The organism is Lampropedia cohaerens (genome assembly GCF_001005215.1).
GTDB classification, from domain to species: domain Bacteria; phylum Pseudomonadota; class Gammaproteobacteria; order Burkholderiales; family Burkholderiaceae_C; genus Lampropedia; species Lampropedia cohaerens.
In genome coordinates this window covers 26,474-43,863 of the sequence record NZ_LBNQ01000011.1, presented here as the reverse complement: position 1 = coordinate 43,863, position 17,390 = coordinate 26,474, and the positions used below count along the sequence as shown (strand labels likewise).

The 17,390-nt window shown below is 62.5% G+C and carries 13 protein-coding genes and 3 tRNA genes; 14 read left to right on the top strand and 2 right to left on the bottom strand.

From position 1 onward, the window contains the following. Positions 1–540: 540 nt before the first annotated feature. Together AAV94_RS02410 and AAV94_RS02405 are read right to left on the bottom strand one after the other, a co-directional pair. A complete protein-coding gene (locus tag AAV94_RS02410) occupies positions 541–1,437 on the bottom strand; it encodes a patatin-like phospholipase family protein (protein WP_046740741.1) in 897 nt (298 codons plus the stop codon). 88 nt (positions 1,438–1,525) lie between these two features. After that, on the bottom strand, positions 1,526–2,587 hold the full coding sequence (locus AAV94_RS02405; protein WP_046740731.1) for an endonuclease/exonuclease/phosphatase family protein: 1,062 nt from the start codon (positions 2,585–2,587) through the stop codon (positions 1,526–1,528). 404 nt (positions 2,588–2,991) lie between these two features. Between AAV94_RS02405 and smc the strand changes: the two genes are divergently transcribed. The 14 genes from smc to ompR all read left to right on the top strand — a co-directional run bounded on the left by smc (position 2,992) and on the right by ompR (position 17,387). Next, positions 2,992–6,528: a chromosome segregation protein SMC gene (gene smc / locus AAV94_RS02400; RefSeq protein ID WP_046740740.1), complete on the top strand. Its 3,537-nt coding sequence runs from the start codon at positions 2,992–2,994 to the stop codon at positions 6,526–6,528. A gap of 47 nt (positions 6,529–6,575) precedes the next feature. Beyond that, positions 6,576–7,319, top strand: coding sequence for a hypothetical protein (locus AAV94_RS14800; RefSeq protein ID WP_046740730.1), 744 nt, complete (start codon positions 6,576–6,578; stop codon positions 7,317–7,319). Positions 7,320–7,688: 369 nt separating this feature from the next. After that, positions 7,689–9,608: a threonine--tRNA ligase gene (gene thrS, locus AAV94_RS02390; RefSeq protein WP_046740729.1), complete on the top strand. Its 1,920-nt coding sequence runs from the start codon at positions 7,689–7,691 to the stop codon at positions 9,606–9,608. Positions 9,609–9,687: 79 nt separating this feature from the next. After that, positions 9,688–10,299: a translation initiation factor IF-3 gene (gene infC, locus AAV94_RS02385; RefSeq protein ID WP_084824689.1), complete on the top strand. Its 612-nt coding sequence runs from the start codon at positions 9,688–9,690 to the stop codon at positions 10,297–10,299. Positions 10,300–10,566: 267 nt separating this feature from the next. Then, positions 10,567–10,770: a 50S ribosomal protein L35 gene (gene rpmI / locus AAV94_RS02380; protein ID WP_046740728.1), complete on the top strand. Its 204-nt coding sequence runs from the start codon at positions 10,567–10,569 to the stop codon at positions 10,768–10,770. A gap of 20 nt (positions 10,771–10,790) precedes the next feature. After that, a complete protein-coding gene (gene rplT / locus AAV94_RS02375) occupies positions 10,791–11,150 on the top strand; it encodes a 50S ribosomal protein L20 (protein WP_046740727.1) in 360 nt (119 codons plus the stop codon). A gap of 133 nt (positions 11,151–11,283) precedes the next feature. After that, positions 11,284–12,342 carry a phenylalanine--tRNA ligase subunit alpha gene (pheS, locus tag AAV94_RS02370; protein ID WP_046740738.1) on the top strand — a complete coding sequence of 353 codons (1,059 nt, stop codon included), beginning with the start codon at positions 11,284–11,286 and terminating at the stop codon, positions 12,340–12,342. Between the two features lie 82 nt (positions 12,343–12,424). Beyond that, entirely contained in the window at positions 12,425–14,866 is a 2,442-nt protein-coding gene (gene pheT, locus AAV94_RS02365; protein ID WP_046740726.1) for a phenylalanine--tRNA ligase subunit beta, read from the top strand. Positions 14,867–14,907: 41 nt separating this feature from the next. Then, entirely contained in the window at positions 14,908–15,231 is a 324-nt protein-coding gene (locus tag AAV94_RS02360; RefSeq protein ID WP_046740725.1) for an integration host factor subunit alpha, read from the top strand. A 202-nt stretch (positions 15,232–15,433) separates the two neighbouring features. Further along, positions 15,434–15,895 carry a MerR family transcriptional regulator gene (locus AAV94_RS02355; RefSeq protein ID WP_046740724.1) on the top strand — a complete coding sequence of 154 codons (462 nt, stop codon included), beginning with the start codon at positions 15,434–15,436 and terminating at the stop codon, positions 15,893–15,895. Positions 15,896–15,919: 24 nt separating this feature from the next. Continuing rightward, a tRNA-Pro gene (locus tag AAV94_RS02350) sits at positions 15,920–15,996 on the top strand. Positions 15,997–16,053: 57 nt separating this feature from the next. Continuing rightward, positions 16,054–16,129, top strand: a tRNA-Glu gene (locus tag AAV94_RS02345). A 47-nt stretch (positions 16,130–16,176) separates the two neighbouring features. Then, positions 16,177–16,253 (top strand) — tRNA-Asp (locus AAV94_RS02340). A 363-nt stretch (positions 16,254–16,616) separates the two neighbouring features. Continuing rightward, entirely contained in the window at positions 16,617–17,387 is a 771-nt protein-coding gene (gene ompR / locus AAV94_RS02335) for an osmolarity response regulator transcription factor OmpR (RefSeq protein WP_046740723.1), read from the top strand. Positions 17,388–17,390 lie beyond the last annotated feature (3 nt).

Sequence of the window (17,390 nt, the reverse complement as noted above, 5' to 3'; positions counted from 1 at the left end):
CTCTCAACCTCTTCTCGGCCTACACACTTCTTCTTCTGTTTGCATGAGCGTTTGGCATCTCTGCCTTCGCAGCACCCCAAGCACGCTATTCGCACACCCAAAGCACTCTCTTTGCAAGCAAAGCCTCTGTCCAAACGCCCACGCTTATCGGCTGTAATTTGTTAATGAACCGTCTCTTACCAAGCATTCGCCGCGATCAGCGAAGCCCTCTACTATAGCACAATGTTTTCTTCAGTCAAACAAACTTTCGAAAACTTTTTCTAACCTCACCACCTCTTCAGCTCACCAGCCAGAAGCCCTAAACCCCCAACCAGCCGCCTCAGCAGCGAAGCCCTCTACTATAGCACAGCTTTTTGATTCCCACCGCTAACTTCCCTCTCCGTCAGCAGCTTCCTCTCCAAGCCGTCCCCTCAACACCCAAACCAGTTCATCTGGCCTCAGGCGTCGAGAGGGCGTGACTATAGCACCAACTCAACCCACTTGGACGCTCATTAGGGGGAAAAATTTGCTGGATCTTCGCAACACTCCCGTGCCCGCAAGCTAAGCTGCCATGGCGTCCGCCAATTGCGGAAGCATCAGCCGCGCCGCTGCCTCGCCCTGACGAATGGCCAGCGCTGCTTTGTCGAAGTCCATGGCCCCGATGTCGGACAGGCGTGGCCTGATCAGCACATCGGCAGGTTCACCAGCAAGCCTGCTTTGCGTAATTCGCACCTGCATGATGTTGAGGCTGGTTACAAGGACCCCGAGCATGGAGCGTTGCGAACGCGCGTTTGCGGCAGCCGTCTCCGCGTCTTTGGCACTGAAGAAATGGCCCAGCCAGCCTGATGCCTGGGCAGATGCCTTGGCGTGAACCGGAGATTCCGCACGGGCGCGGCGACCGATCAGGTCCCAGTTCAGATCCACGGCCACCACCACCTCAGCCCCCATGGCCCGGCAGAGGGAGACGGGAACAGGATTTACCAAGCCGCCATCGACGAGTACCTGATGCCCGATGCGTGCAGGCGTGAACAGGCCCGGCAGCGCAATGGAGGCACGTACGGCCTCGATCACGGACCCCTGCTGCAACCACACTTCCCGGCCGCTGTCGAGTTCGGTGGCAACACATGCGAAAGGCAGGGGCAGTTGCTCCATTGCGTGGTTGTGCATGTGCTGTTCAAAGAACCGCATGAGTTTGCGCCCGTGCAGCAGTCCGCCGGACACTCCAAAGTCCATGAGCGCCAGGATACCCTGCCAGTCCAGCTTGCGCACCCATTTCTCTAGCCAATCCAGCTGGCCTGCCGCGTGAATTGCGCCAACCAGCGCCCCGATTGATGTTCCGCAAACGATGTCAGGGGTAAAGCCGGCCTGCTGCAGGGTCCGGACGACGCCGATGTGGCTCCAGCCCCGCGCGGATCCGCTTCCAAGGGCCAAACCCAGCCTGGGTTTGCGGGCATGCATCGGCACACTTGGCGGGGCAGATTGCGCGTGGCTGGTCATCAGAGGATTTTGTGAAAAAACACGGCCATTGTGAACGCATTCGCGCAGGTCAGCGGGCACTCGTTGGCGGTGCCGGGACCTGCGGATTCGGGGCGCCCGGCGGGGCCAGCTTCAGCACCTCGGCCACATCACGCCGGTCATGCGCATTGGCCTGCAATCCGATTTGCAGGTCACGATTGGCCGGATGGTACTGAAGCTCGATCAGGACTGGAAAATGGTCGGAGCCAATGTTTGGCAGCCGGCAAATCTGCACCAGTTCGAAGTGATCACTGTGAAAGAAGTGGTCCAGCGGCCAGCGTGCAAACCAGTAGCTGGCATGGAAACTGTTGATCATGCCACGGCCCACGCGGGGGTCGAGCAGCCCACTGAGCTTGCGAAACAATCGTGTCGTCGGCGACCATGCCACGTCGTTGAGATCGCCTGTCACCACAACAGGCCCCCGCTCCTTCTCCAAGCTCTTGGCGACCAGAATCAGCTCGACATCGCGCTCGGTCGATGCCTCGTTCTCGGCGGGGCTCGGCGGCGCAGGATGCAGAAAATGCATGCGCACCCGTACCTGCGGTTGGCCATTCCCCTCTTCCTGCAACAGGACGCTGGCGTGCACAGATGGTACGTCCTGCTCGACCAGAAACTTCACCTCCGCGCCATGCAACGGCAGGCGCGAATAGACGTGCATGTCGTAAAGATTGTCCAGTGGACAGACCACGCGATAGGGATACTCGCGCTCCAGCGGCTCCAGCTGCTGCTGCCACCAGGCATCACTTTCGAGCGTGACCAGAATGTCGGGCCGCTGCTCGCGCACCAGTGCGAGCAGCGCCGCTGCGTTGCGATTGGGCGTCAGGACATTCGCGGTCAGCATGCGCAGCCGCGGCCCGGCCTTATTCTCTTGCGCTGCGCGGCGCACTTCCGGTCGCCAAAGCCGGGTATAGGGCAGGATCCAGCAAAGCTGGTAAACCAGCGCCGCCAGCGTCGCGGCCATGACACCCCAGTTGGCCGGATGACCGCGATCCAGCAGCAATACCTGCAAGACCAGCACGGCCGCCAGCAACACCGCCAACTGCGCCCGCGGGAAATCCCAGACACGCACCCACCATACCCTGGCACGGGACAAGGGACAAGGGAAGCACTGTCAACAGCACCAGCAGGGCCGACACCGCATAAAGAATCAACGTCATGCATATGCTCCAGAGGTGAGGCTTGCGCGAGGAGTGCCACGAATGCCACTGAGGCCGGCCTGACCGGATGCTGAACACCTAGCCGCAGGCACGGTAGCGCAGCAGCACACTTGCGTCAGGCCGTATTGAATGGCATTCAATGAACGCCTTCACCAGTATCGCCGCACTTTATGGCATGTTGCGCTGCGCAACTGCATATGCAGCCATTCCGATGCGGCCAGCCGGGTGCAACGGCCCCGGTCAATGCCGCGTGGCCGAATACCAAAGCTTTTCCCTTACCATAGCCGGTTTTGCGCCGGCCTTTGCAGGCGCTTTCCCCTTCTGCGCTGCATTCCATCTTGTGCGACTGAACTCCATCAAACTCGCTGGCTTCAAGTCCTTCGCCGAGCCCACGAACTTCCTGCTGCCCGGGCAGATGGTCGGGGTCGTGGGGCCGAATGGCTGCGGCAAGTCCAACATCATGGACGCCGTGCGCTGGGTGCTGGGCGAATCCAAGGCCAGCGAGCTGCGCGGCGAATCCATGCAGGACGTGATCTTCTCTGGCACCAACCAGAGAAAGGCTGCGAGCCGCTGCAGCGTCGAACTGGTGTTCGACAACAGCAGCCACCGCGCTGGCGGGCAGTGGAACCAGTACAGCGAGATCGCGGTCAAGCGCGTCCTCACGCGAGAAGGCAGCAGCAGCTATTACATCAATGGCCAGCAGGTGCGTCGCAAGGACGTGCAGGACGTCTTCCTCGGCACGGGGCTGGGGCCGCGTGCCTACGCCATCATTGGTCAGGGCACGATCAGCCGCATCATCGAGTCCAAGCCCGAAGAGCTCCGCCTGTTTCTCGAAGAGGCTGCCGGCGTATCCAAATACAAGGAGCGCCGCAAGGAAACCGAGGCACGCCTGCGCGACACCCGTGAGAATCTCACGCGCATCGAAGACATTCTGCGCGAGCTCAGCGGCAATCTGGGCAAGCTCGAACGTCAGGCGGAAGTCGCCGCGCAATACACCGCGCTGCAGGACCGCATCACGCTCGCGCAGCAGCAGCTCTGGCTGCTGCGGCAGGACAAGGCCGAGCGGGAACTGGCCGATGCGCAAAGCGCCGGCCAGCAGGCCGTGCAAGCGCTGCAGGCCCATGCCGGAGATATCGAAGCGGCCACCGCGCAGCTGGAAGAAATTCGCGAGCTGCACTACGCCGCAGGCGAGCAGGTCAACCAAGCGCAGGGCGCCCTGTACGAAGCCTCTGCAGAGGTCGGCAAGCTCGAGGCAGAAATCCGATTCGTCCTCGAAGGCAAGCAACGTGCCGAGCAACGCATTGCACAGCTGACGCAACAGATCACGCAATGGGAAAGCACCTCCAGCCAGTCCGCAGAGGGTCTGCAAGCCCTGGAAGGCGACGATGCCACTGCACTGGAGCGCAGTGAAATCCTTGCAGCCCAGCTTGAGGAGCAGAGCGCACAGCTGCCCACGCTGGAGCAGGCCGTGCGTGATGCACGCGCCCAGGCCGAGCAGCTGCGCCTGCAGGTGCAACAGGTGCAGCAGCAGCTGCAGGTCCTGGCCGCCGAGCAGCGCGGCGTGGCCGAGCGGCGCCAGCAACTGCAGGCCCGCCTGGAGCGCATCGAGCAGGAGCGCAAGGGCCTGGCGCAGATCGACGAAACGCAGCTGGCCGCGCAGCAGCAGGCGCTGGAGCTTGCCCGCGAAGAGGCGGAAGTGGCCCAAGCAGCGCTGCTGGAGCTGGAAGTACAGGTTCCGCAGCTGGACGATGCGCGCCGGGCCGCACAGGATGGCCTGCAGACCAGCGCCGGCAAGCTCGCCAGCCTGGAAGCGCGCCTGCAGGCCCTGCGTGCGCTGCAGGAGAAAGTCCAGGCCGATGGCAAGCTGGCACCGTGGCTGGAAAGCCAGGGCATGGCCGGCTTTGAGCAGCTCTGGAAACAGCTGCACGTCGACGCGGGCTGGGAACAGGCCGTCGAATCCGCGCTACGTGAACGCATGGCCGCCCTGCCCGTCTCCCGGCTGGACAGCGTGCGCGGCTTTGCCTCGGCCGAACGCCGCCCGCCCACCAAACTGGTGTTCTATGCGGCTAGTGATGCCAACGAGGACACCGCCGAAGCCCACCGCAATCCAGCACTGACGCTGCCAGCGCTGGCCAGCAAGGTGCGCACCGACGATCCCGCATTGCACAGCGTCATCGCGGACTGGCTGCATGGTTGCTACAGTGCCGGCCACCTCGACGACGCACTCGCTGCGCGCGCGCAGCTGCAACCGGGCGAGCAAATCCTGCTGGCACAAGGTCACACCGTCACCCGACACAGCCTGGGTTTCTACGCCGAGGACAGCGAACAGGCCGGGCTGCTGGCACGCGCGCAGGAAATCGAGGCGCTGCAGGCCGAATGTACGAAGCAGGACGCAGTGGTGCAGCAGGCCAGAGCCGCACTGGCGCAGGCGCAGGAAGCCTATCAGCATGCCAGCAAATCCTTGCAGGACCAGCGCGGTAGCGCCGATGCGGCGCAAAAACACGCGCACCAGCTGCATGTCGAGGTGATGCGCCTGGAGCAGGAAGCGGCACAAATGCGCGCGGCCAACGCCCGGCTGGAAAGTGATCGCGAAGAATTGCTGCAAGCACTGGAAGAATTGCAGACCCGCAGCATCGATGCCGAGGCGCGCTTCGAGGAGCTGGACGCCCAGCTGGCCGAGCTGCAGTCGCAACAAATGGGACTGGATGATGCCGTCGAAGCGGCCGAGCAGTCACTTGCCGATGCGCGCGAGCAGCTACGCGCGCTTGAACGCGAGCTGCAGCAAGCCCAGTTCGGCCAACAAAGCATTCAGAGCCGCCGCCAGGAGTTGCAGCGCAACCTCAGCACTGCCGACGAGCAACTGCAGGCGCTGCGCCATCAGCTCACCGATGCGCAGACCGAGCTGGCGCGCTTTGCAGAAACCGACGCCATGGAAGGACTGGAGCAGGCGCAAGCCATCAAGGCCGCACGCGAGGAAGCCTTGCACACGGCGCGCCAGCACTACGACGAAATGGGCCGTCAACTGCGTGCGGCCGACGAGGCGCGCATGCAAAAAGAGCGCGCGCAGGAGCCGCTGCGCCAGCGCATCACCGAGCTGCGCCTGAAGGAGCAGGCCGCGCAGCTGGCCTGGCAGCAGTTCGAGGACCAGTTGCTTCAGGCCGAGGCCGACAAGGATGCCGTGCGAGCCAGCATCGCGCAAAGCGGCGTGCGCCTGGACGGGCTGCAAACGGAAATCGAGCGCATGCAGCGCCAGATGGAGGCGCTCGGCCCCGTCAACCTCGCCGCACTACAAGAGCTCAGCGAAGCCAACGAGCGCAAGACCTACCTGGACGCGCAGGCCACCGACCTGCGCGAAGCCATGGCCACGTTGGAAGAAGCCATCCGCACCATCGACGCGGAAACGCGCGAACTGCTACAAGCGACCTTCGACACCGTCAATCGCCACTTCGGCGAGATGTTCCCGGAGCTGTTCGGTGGTGGCCAGGCCAGGCTCATCATGACCGGCGACGAGATCCTTGACGCCGGCGTGCAGGTCATGGCGCAGCCACCGGGCAAACGCAACCAGACCATCCACCTGCTCTCGGGCGGCGAGAAGGCGCTGACAGCGATCGCGCTGGTGTTTGCCATCTTCCAGCTCAACCCGGCGCCATTCTGCCTGCTCGACGAAGTGGATGCTCCGCTGGATGATGCCAACACCGAGCGCTACGCGAGGCTGGTCAAGCGCATGAGCGCCCACACGCAGTTCCTCTATATCAGTCACAACAAGATTGCCATGGAAATGGCCGAACAGCTTATCGGCGTGACAATGCAGGAGCGGGGCGTCTCACGCATCGTTGCAGTAGACATGGAGGCCGCGCTGACCATGGCCGATGCGTGACATGTTCATCATTTCCCCGTCCAACAAGCGTTTGAAGAAGGCTTTCCGTGCGCAACCTTGATTTCAGCTCCTGGCAGGGCATCATGTCGACGCTGCTGCTTGTTACCCTGATCACCTTCATTGGCGTGGGCATCCGGCTACTGGTGATGCAAAGCATTCAGCAGCGGCGCGAACGTGGCAACCGCCAGATCAACGAACGGCTGAAAACGCTGATTGCCGCCTACAAGGTACTGGGCGGCTCATTCACCGGCAATCTGCTGGTCGATCCGCGCCACTTGCGCGACCTGCGCCAGCAGGCGCGGACGGTGCCTGCCAACGACACCGATGCTGCCGCAAATGGCAGCGCTAGCGTATTGCCGCAGGATGCCGCTGAAACGGCGCCCGGATTGGGCAGCGAACGTGCCCGGCGGATGCGCGACGCGGTCGAAGCCGCGCTGTCCGATGTGATCCTGCTGGGTACCGAAACCCAGGTCCGACTGGCAGCCCAGGCGGCCAATGATATGGTCGCTGGCCGGCCGATTCAGACTGCAGAACTGGTCGTATCGCTGCGCAACTTCATCCGCGAAGTGCTGGATCTGGAAGCCATTCCAGCCAGTCTGTCCATCCCCAACCAAGGTCCGCTTCGCCCCGCATCGGCGGGAGGCAGCAGGGCCGCTCCGCGCAGCGAAGGTGCCCGAGGTGGCGGTGGCGGTGGCGGTGGCGGTGGTGGCGGCATGGGCGGCGGTGGCGGCACTGGCATGGTTGCCGGCACCAGCCTGTCCTCCAGCAGCGACACGTCTCCCGGCGGATAACCGCCAGCATCCTCTACCGCCCTCTTGTGGCTCCACCTTGCAAAGTCGGCACCGCATGCAGGCGTCAAGCACCTGCTTGCGTTCCTTTCATGCACGGCTAGCGCGGGCAACTCCTCCCATGAAAAGGTCGCTAGCCGGGCCTGAGAACCTGTTGACGATCTTTCCCCTGTGTTTTGTGGGAGAATTCGCCTTTTCCTTGTTTTGCATGCAAGCAGGTTTTGCGGCCACGAAAACGATGCGCTTGGCCAATTTCCGACTGCGTTAACGGATGTACAGCGTGCCCGCCTGCTTTTGTTGATCGGCCAGACAGACCAACCGCGGCACCCAGCCGCGTTTTTTGTTGTTTCCCCCGGTTAATACCTTTCCTCCATGATTCACATCACGCTCCCTGACGGCTCGCAGCGCGCCTTCGATCATCCTGTTTCGGTTGCCGAGGTGGCAGCAGCCATCGGCCCCGGCCTGGCCAAGAACACGGTTGCCGGCAAGGTGGATGGCAAGCTCGTCGACGCCTGCGACCTCATCGACCACGACGCCCACCTGCAGATCATCACGCCCAAGGATCCCGAAGGGCTGGAGATCATTCGCCACTCCTGTGCCCACCTGGTCGGCCACGCCGTCAAGCAGCTCTACCCGACGGCCAAGATGGTCATCGGGCCGGTCATCGACGAAGGCTTCTACTACGACATCTCCTACGAGCGCCCGTTCACGCCAGAGGACATGGCCGCCATCGAGCAGCGCATGCGCGAGCTGATCGCCAAGGACTACGACGTCATCAAGCGCATGACGCCGCGCGCCGAAGTCATCCGGGTCTTCAGGGAACGCGGCGAGGACTACAAGCTGCGCCTGATCGAGGACATGCCTGACGAAAAGCAGATGGGCCTGTACTTCCATGAGGAGTATGTGGACATGTGCCGTGGCCCGCACGTGCCCAACACACGCTTTCTCAAGGCCTTCAAACTGACCAAGCTGGCCGGCGCTTACTGGCGAGGCGATTCGAAGAACGAGCAGCTGCAGCGCATCTATGGCACTGCCTGGGCCGACAAGAAGCAGCTTGATGCCTACATCCAGCGCATCGAGGAAGCCGAAAAGCGCGACCACCGCCGCTTGGGGCGCGAACTCGATCTGTTCCATCAGGACGAGCATTCTCCGGGCACGGTGTTCTGGCATCCGAAGGGCTGGGTCATCTGGCAGCAGGTCGAACAGTACATGCGCCGCGTCTACCAGGACAACGGTTACCAGGAAGTCAAGGGCCCGCAGATCCTCGACAAAAGCCTGTGGGAGAAAACCGGCCACTGGGACAAGTACCGCGAGAACATGTTCGTCACCGAAAGCGAAAAGCGTGACTACGCGCTCAAGCCGATGAACTGTCCCGGCCACCTGCTGATCTTCAATCAAGGTCTCAAGAGTTACCGCGATCTACCGCTGCGACTAGGAGAATTTGGCCAATGCCATCGCAACGAACCGTCAGGTGGGCTACACGGCATCATGCGCGTGCGCGCCTTCACACAAGATGATGGCCACATCTTCTGCACGGAAGACCAGCTGCAAACCGAGGTGCAGCATTTCACCGAGATCCTGCAGAAGGTCTACCGGGACTTTGGCTTTACCGACATCATCTACAAGGTCGCCACCCGACCGGAAAAACGCATCGGCAGCGAGGAGAGCTGGGACAAGGCCGAAGCCGCGTTGATCGAAAGCCTCAAGGCCATCGGCGTCGACTACCGCATCTCGGAAGGAGATGGCGCGTTCTACGGCCCCAAGCTTGAATACACGCTGCGCGATGCGCTCGGGCGTGAGTGGCAGTGCGGCACCATCCAGGTCGATCCCTCCATGCCCGAGCGGCTGGGCGCCGAATACGTCGGCGAGGACGGCAACCGCCACCGTCCACTGATGCTGCACCGCGCCATCGTCGGCAGCCTGGAGCGCTTCATCGGCATCCTGATCGAGCATTACGCGGGTGCCCTGCCCGTGTGGCTGGCTCCGCAACAGGTCAGCGTGCTCAACATCACCGATGCGCAGGCCGACTACTGTCGCGAAATTGTCGCAAAACTCCAAAAAGCACTGCCGCATCAGCCCATTCGTGCCGCATCCGATCTGCGCAACGAAAAGATCACTTTTAAAATACGCGAGCATTCGCTACAGAAAGTGCCATATATCCTCGTCGTCGGTGACAAGGAAAAGGCCGCCGGCACGGTCGCTGTGCGTGGCCGAGGCAATCAGGATCTGGGCGTCATGCCGCTGGCGCAGTTCATTGCCCTGTTGACCGAGAAAATCGAGTCCAGGGCGTGAAATTGCATAGCGCTACACAAATCGCCACCGCACGCATGAGATGAGCAGTGGCGTGCTTTTCCGAAACCAACCATAGAAGGTGATAGCCATAGCTACTGAATACCGTGACCGCCGCCACCGCGAGGAGCGCAAACACCGCCTGAACCGCGAGATCGTCGCGCCCGAGCTGCGCCTGACCGGCCCTGACAACGAACCCATCGGCATCGTCAGCTTGCAGGAGGCCCTGCGCATGGCTGGCGACATGGATGTGGATCTGGTCGAGATCGCCCCGACGGCCAAACCGCCTGTGGCGCGCTTGATCGACTACGGCAAGTTCAAGTACCAGGAGCAAAAGCGCGCCGCCGAGGCCAAGGCCAAGCAGACGGTGATCGACATCAAGGAAGTCAAGTTCCGTCCCGGCACCGACGATGGCGACTACGCCATCAAGCTGCGCAACATCCGCCGCTTCCTCGAGGAGGGAGACAAGGTCAAGGTCACGCTGCGTTTTCGTGGCCGCGAAATCACCCACCAGAATCTCGGTCTGGCATTGCTCAACCGCCTGCGCGATGATCTGGCCGACTCCATCGTGGTCGAGCAGTTTCCCAAGCTGGAAGGCCGTCAGATGATCATGATGATCGCACCGCAGCGCAAGAAAGCCAGCGGTGGCGCCAAGCCCAGGTCCGAGGCGGAAACGCAGGCCTCCAACGACTGACCCGGTGGCCAGCAGGCATTGCTGTTGCGCCCATTGCCCGCGGTGGATGCCAACAGCCCCGGCGCCATGGGTAGCCCGCGCAGGGTTTTCCTCCAGGCCGTGTATAATGCACGGCTTTTCCGCGATCTGCAGCATGGCCTGCGCGATGCGGAAATCACAAGTGGACTGCAGGCATCGGTCTAGAAGGGTCCGCGCGGCACAGCAGCCAAGGTTGCTTTCACGCGGCGGGCACGCCTGACAGACACAATATCAATCAAGGAAGCTGTTATGCCCAAAATGAAAAGCAAGAGCAGCGCGAAAAAACGTTTTCGCGTGCGCCCAGGTGGCACCGTCAAGCGCGGTCAGGCGTTCAAGCGCCACATCCTGACCAAGAAGAGCACCAAGAACAAGCGCCAATTGCGCGGCGCAGCGAATGTGCATGAAACCAATCTCGGCCACATGGCGCAAATGCTGCCATTCGCTGGTCTGTAACAGAGTAAGGAGAAACGCACATGCCTCGCGTCAAACGTGGTGTCACGGCTCACGCCCGTCACAAAAAGATTCTGAAACTGGCCAAGGGCTTCCGCGGTCGCCGTGGCAACGTCTATCGCGTTGCCAAGCAGGCCGTCATGAAGGCTGGCCAGTACGCCTACCGCGATCGCCGCACCAAGAAGCGCGTCTTCCGCCAACTGTGGATTGCGCGTATCAATGCTGCTTCGCGTGAGCTGGGGCTGACGTACAGCCAGTTCACCAATGGCCTCAAGAAGGCCCAGATCGAAATCGATCGCAAGATGCTGGCCGACCTGGCCGTGTTCGACAAAGCCGCTTTTGGCAGCCTGGTCGAGCAGGCAAAGGCAAAACTGACAGCATAATCCATCAGGTGAGTGTCCTGCGATGAGGACACTCCCCGCACCGGGCTGGGCTTTGCGGATCTGCATGCAGATTCCCTGGGCACCAGCCCTTTTCTTTTGAATTCGTGTGCATGCGCGTAAGGACCACAACACCATGAGTGCCGACCTGCAAGCGTTGATCGAGGCAGCCCAACGTCAGTTCTCCGAAGCGGTAACGCCCGCTGCCCTGGAAGATGCCAAAGCCGTCTACCTTGGCAAGAGCGGCCAGATCACCACATTGATGAAGGGGCTGGCGCAGCTGAGCGTCGAGGAGAAGAAAGCACAGGGCGCGGCCATCAACCAGGCCAAGCAGGCTATCGAGCGCGCGTTGCAGGCACGTCGCCAGGAGCTGGCCGACATGGAGCTTGAACGCCAGCTACAGGCCGAGCGTCTGGATGTCACCCTGCCCGGGCGGCGGCGCCAGAGTGGCGGGCTGCACCCCGTCACCCGCACAATGGAACGCATCGAGCAGATTTTTGGCTCCATGGGCTTTGACGTGGCCGATGGTCCTGAGATCGAGTCGGACTGGCACAGCTTCACCTCACTGAACAATCCGCCCAACCATCCTGCCCGCTCGATGCAGGACACCTTCTATGTCGATCTGAAGGACGAGGACGGCATCCACTACAACCTGCGCCCGCACACCAGCCCGATGCAGGTGCGCTATGCCCACCAGCACGTCAAAAAATACCGCCACCTGCTCGAAAGGGGCGACGTGTTGCCGGACATCCGCATCATCGCGCCAGGGCGCACCTACCGCGTTGACAGCGATGCCACGCACTCGCCGATGTTTCACCAGTGCGAAGGGCTGTGGTTGGGTGAAAACGTCAGCTTCAAGGACCTGAAGTACGTCTTTACCCACTTCTGCAAGGCATTTTTCGAGCGCGAAGACCTGCAGCTACGCTTTCGTCCCAGTTTCTTTCCCTTCACTGAGCCCAGCGCCGAAATCGACATCCAGTTCGCCAGTGGCCCACTGGCCGGACGCTGGCTGGAGGTGGCAGGCTCTGGCCAGGTCCATCCCAACGTCGTGCGCAACATGGGCCTAGATCCCCAGCACACAATCGGCTTTGCCTTCGGCATGGGACCTGACCGGCTGACCATGCTGCGCTATGGCGTCAATGACCTGCGCCTGTTCTTCGACGGCGACGTGCGCTTTCTCAGCCAGTTCGCCTGAATGTGGCTTGTGCGGCCGACCCGCTCGGCTGCACGCAGCATCTCTTGTCTCACGCCCGATCACCAACGCACACCGTCCCGCTATGCAATTTCCCGAATCCTGGTTGCGCGAGTTCTGCAACCCTGAACTGACCACACAGGAACTGGCCGAAACACTGACCATGGGCGGTTTCGAAGTCGAGGACATCGAAACCGTGGCGCCACCGTTCACCGGCATCGTGGTCGGCGCCATTCTTGACGTCGCGCAACACCCCGATGCCGACCGTTTGCGCATCTGTCAGGTCGACGTCGGTTCCGCCGGAGGCGGGCAGCCGCTGACCATCGTCTGTGGGGCGCCCAATGCACGTGCGGGCATCAAGGTCCCCTGTGCCATGGTCGGCGCGGAGTTGCCGCCCGGCGACGATGGCAAGCCGTTCAAGATCAAGGTCGGCAAGCTGCGCGGCGTGGCCAGCCACGGCATGCTGTGCTCGGCCAGGGAACTGAAGATTGCCGAAGACCATGCCGGTCTGCTCGAACTGCCTGCCGACGCCCCCGTCGGCGCCAACATCCGCGACTACCTGCGGCTGGATGACGCGCTACTGACACTCAAGCTCACCCCGAATCTTGCGCATGGCCTGAGCATCTACGGCATCGCGCGCGAGCTCTCGGCACTGACGGGCGCGCCTTTGCATACCCCGTCCATTACCGCTGTCGCCGCAACCGTGCCGGACCGTCTGCCCGTGACGGTGCAGGCGCCAGATCTCTGCGGACGCTTCACAGGCCGCGTCATCCGCCATGTCAATCCGCAGGCCAAGACCCCTGCGTGGATGGTGGAAAAGCTCGCCCGCTGCGGCCAGCGCAGCGTGACGGCACTGGTGGATATCTCCAATTACGTGATGTTCGAGTACGGCCAGCCCAGCCACATCTTCGATCTCGACAGGATCGACGGGGAGCTGCAGGTACGCTGGGGCAAGGCCGGTGAGACGCTGGAGCTGCTTAACGGCACCACCATCACGCTCGACGGCAAAGTCGGCGTGATTGCCGATGCCCGCCAGGTCGAATCACTGGCCGGCATCATGGGCGGCAACGCCACCGCCGTGAGCGACAGCACACAGAATATCTACGTCGAAGCCGCATTCTGGTGGCCCGAGGCGATTCAGGGGCGCTCGCGTCGCTACAACTTCTCCACCGACGCCGGCCACCGCTTCGAGCGTGGCGTCGACCCCTGCCGCACGGCAGCCATGGTCGAGCGCATCACCCAGCTGGTGCTGGACATCTGCGGCACGGGCAGCACGCAGATTGGTCCGCTTGATGACCAGATTCTCCAGCTGCCGCCACAGCGGCGCGTGAGTCTGCGCGTCGCGCGTGCGGCCAAGGTGATTGGCATGCCGATCACCACCGCGCAGTGCGAGCAGGCATTTCACCGCCTCCAGCTGCCGTTCGAGACCGAAGGCGAGACCTTGCACGTCACGCCGCCTGCCTATCGATTCGATCTGCACATCGAGGAAGACCTGATCGAGGAAGTCGCGCGCATCATCGGCTTTCATCGCCTGCCTGACACGCCCCCGCTGGCCCCGGTCACGGTGCGGCGCCAGTCCGAGGCGCTGCGTGACAAATTCGCCGCGCGACGCCTGCTGGCCAGCCTCGGCTACCAGGAGACGATCAACTACAGCTTCGTGGAAGAAGCCTGGGAATACCAGCTGGCTGGCAACACCCAGCCCATCCGGTTGCTCAATCCCATTGCCGCGCCGATGAGCGTGATGCGTTCCACGCTGATGGGCTCGCTGCTCAATGCACTCAAGTTCAACCTCGACCGGCGCGCCAGCCGCGTGCGGCTGTTCGAGGTCGGCCGCGTCTTCCGCCGCGATGCCAGCGTGGCCACCACGGACACCACTGTACAAGGCGTCGATCAACCGATGCGCGTGGCCGGCATCGCCTATGGTGACGTCGATGGTCGCCAGTGGGGCCAGCCCGAGCAGCGCGTGGATTTCTACGACGTCAAGGGCGATGTGGAAACCTTGCTCGCGCCGCGGGTGGCCTCCTTCGAGGCCATCGACCATCCGGCACTGCATCCCGGCCGCAGCGCAGCGATATTGCTCGACGGCAAGCCCATCGGCATCATCGGCGAGCTTCATCCCAAGTGGCGCCAGCAGTGGGAGCTCGCCCATGCGCCGGTGCTGTTCGAGCTCGACTGGCAAGCCGTGCTCGCGCGCGACATCCCCGCGGCCAAGCCCGTGCCTAGGTACCAGCTGATCGAGCGCGACATCGCCCTCGTCGTCGCCGAAGACGTGCCGTTCGCCCACATCCAGGCTGCACTTGCGCGCGCCAGACCGGCACTAGCCCTGGCCGATGCCCAACTGTTCGACATCTATCGCCCTGCGGCCGGCCAGACCGGCGGCACCGTCGCCCCCGGCGAGAAAAGCCTGGCGATACGCTTGCGTCTGGACGGCCGCGGCGAAGCCGTCACCGATGCGCAGATCGACGCCAGCATCAGCACTGTGCTAGAAACACTGCGCAGCGCCACCGGCGCGCGGTTGCGCGGCTGATCCGCCCATCCCATGCCGCTTCACAGCAGGAACACAACACCATGACCGAGCTGCCCATCGATATCGAAAGCCTGGAGCCGAATTCACTCACCAAGGCTCAGCTGGCCGATCTGCTCTACGAGCGCATCGGCCTGTCCAAGCGCGAATCCAAGGAAATTGTCGATGCCTTTTTCGAGCTGATGTCCAGGCGCCTGATCGACGGCGAGAGCGTGCGCATCTCCGGCTTCGGCAATTTCCAGGTGCGCACCAAGGCTGCCCGCCCGGGGCGCAACCCTCGCACCGGTGAGGTCATCCCCATTGAAGCGCGCCGTGTCGTCACCTTCCAGGCCAGCACCAAGCTCAAAGAGAAGGTGCAGCAGGCCTGATGCAGGCTTGCCAGCCTATCTTCCGCATATTGCTGCGGCTGTCCCTGCCTATGGAAGAAACGCGCGGCCAAAGACCGTGCACGCCCATGCAGCGCCCTGCATGAAAGCGCATAGCCAGATACCGTGAAAGCGAGCGGAGTATCATTGCCAGCGTTCCTCCTGAGCGCGCAGCGCATGCGCCTGTTTACGTTTGACTGCAGCCATGTCGACCTCCTTGCCAACCATTCCCGCCAAGCGCTATTTCACCATTGGTGAAGTCGCCGAACTGTGCGACGTCAAGCCCCATGTGCTGCGTTACTGGGAGCAGGAGTTCACCCAGCTGCGGCCCATGAAGCGGCGCGGCAACCGTCGCTACTACCAGCATCATGAGGTGCTGATGATCCGGCGTATCCGCGAGTTGCTGTATGAGCATGGATTCACGATCAGCGGTGCGCGCAGCCGCCTGCAAAACAGCACCAGTGACCCCCTTGCGCCGCTGCCTGCTGCCGCGCCAGCCGGCAGCCCTGCAGTGCACAGCCAGGCGCCGCAGACCAACGCGTCCGCCTCTTTCGGTGCGCCTGCCGGCGACCCACAGCCGTTGCTCGCCCAGGAGCCCGCAGCCCCTGCAACGCTGCGCCAGCAACTTTTGCAAATTCGTGCGTTACTTTGTCCGGAAGGCGCCTAAAGCTGGCTATAATCACTGGCTTTCCGGCGTGTAGCGCAGCCAGGTAGCGCACTTGCATGGGGTGCAAGGGGTCGCGAGTTCGAATCCCGCCACGCCGACCATTAAGGGAGTTTTTGAGTTTCAAGGCAGATTTTTCTGGTTAGAATCTCAGGCTCTTTGACCCTATCGTCTAGAGGCCTAGGACACCACCCTTTCACGGTGGGTACCGGGGTTCGAATCCCCGTAGGGTCGCCATTTACAACGCATGCTGCAGGCCGAAAAGCCGACATCATGTGCTGCCGGGAGCGGTAGTTCAGTTGGTTAGAATACCGGCCTGTCACGCCGGGGGTCGCGGGTTCGAGTCCCGTCCGCTCCGCCAGTTATCCGGCATTTCAGGAAACCAGCCTTCAGGCTGGTTTTTTATTGTCGCCAGCACTTGGGGGCCGGTGCTCCGGGGGTGCCGTCGGTGTACTTGCCTGCGACGGAAAATCTGCTGCCGCCACTCGCCCTATGCATATCCGTTCGCCCTGCCAGTGCGCGCCACGGCTTGGTTGTACGCCTGCAGCTCACGGGGGTTGAAGGGTTTGCCCACATGGTCGTCGACCACTCCCTCACGGCTTGAGGCTGCGCATGCGACGAGGACGCAATAAATGTAACATTTATGCAAATCAACACCTTACATTGACACTCGCTGCCCAAATGTTGTAACAATGGCGCTGTTACACATTTCCAGAAGACGCATATGAGCACCGATGAAACCGTGTTGATTGAAGATGCCGGCGAAGCCACCACGACCGGTCGAGGCGACAAGATTCTGGTCGTTGACGATGACGCACGCATTCGCGACCTGCTACGCCGCTATCTCACGCAGGAGGGCTTCGAGGTCATGGTGGCCGAGGACAGCAAGGCGCTCAACCGCGTCATGCTGCGCGAGACCTTTGACCTGATCGTGCTGGACCTGATGCTGCCCGGCGAAGATGGCCTTTCCATCTGCCGGCGTCTGCGCGGCAGCAATGACCGGACACCGATCATCATGCTGACGGCCAAAAGCGAGGATGTCGACCGCATCGTCGGACTGGAGGTGGGCGCTGACGACTACGTAGGCAAGCCCTTCAACCCCCGCGAGCTGCTGGCACGCATCCACGCCGTGCTACGTCGCCGCCCCATGCAGGAGGCGCCCGGAGCGCCTGCGGGCGACAACGCCGTAGTCACCTTCGGAGCGTTTACCTTCGACATGGGTGCGCGCTCGCTGCGCAAGAACGGCGAGGAGCTGCCGCTGACAACCGGGGAATTCGCCATGCTCAAGGCGCTGGTGCGCCACCCGCGCCAGCCACTCTCGCGCGAAAAGCTGGCCTTGCTGGCCCGCGGGCGCGAGTTTGAGCCCTTCGACCGCAGCCTGGACGTCCAGGTCTCGCGCCTGCGCAAGCTGGTGGAGGAGGATCCGGCATCGCCACGCTACATCCAGACCGTCTGGGGCGTGGGCTATGTTTTTGTCCCCGACGGCAACAACTGAACC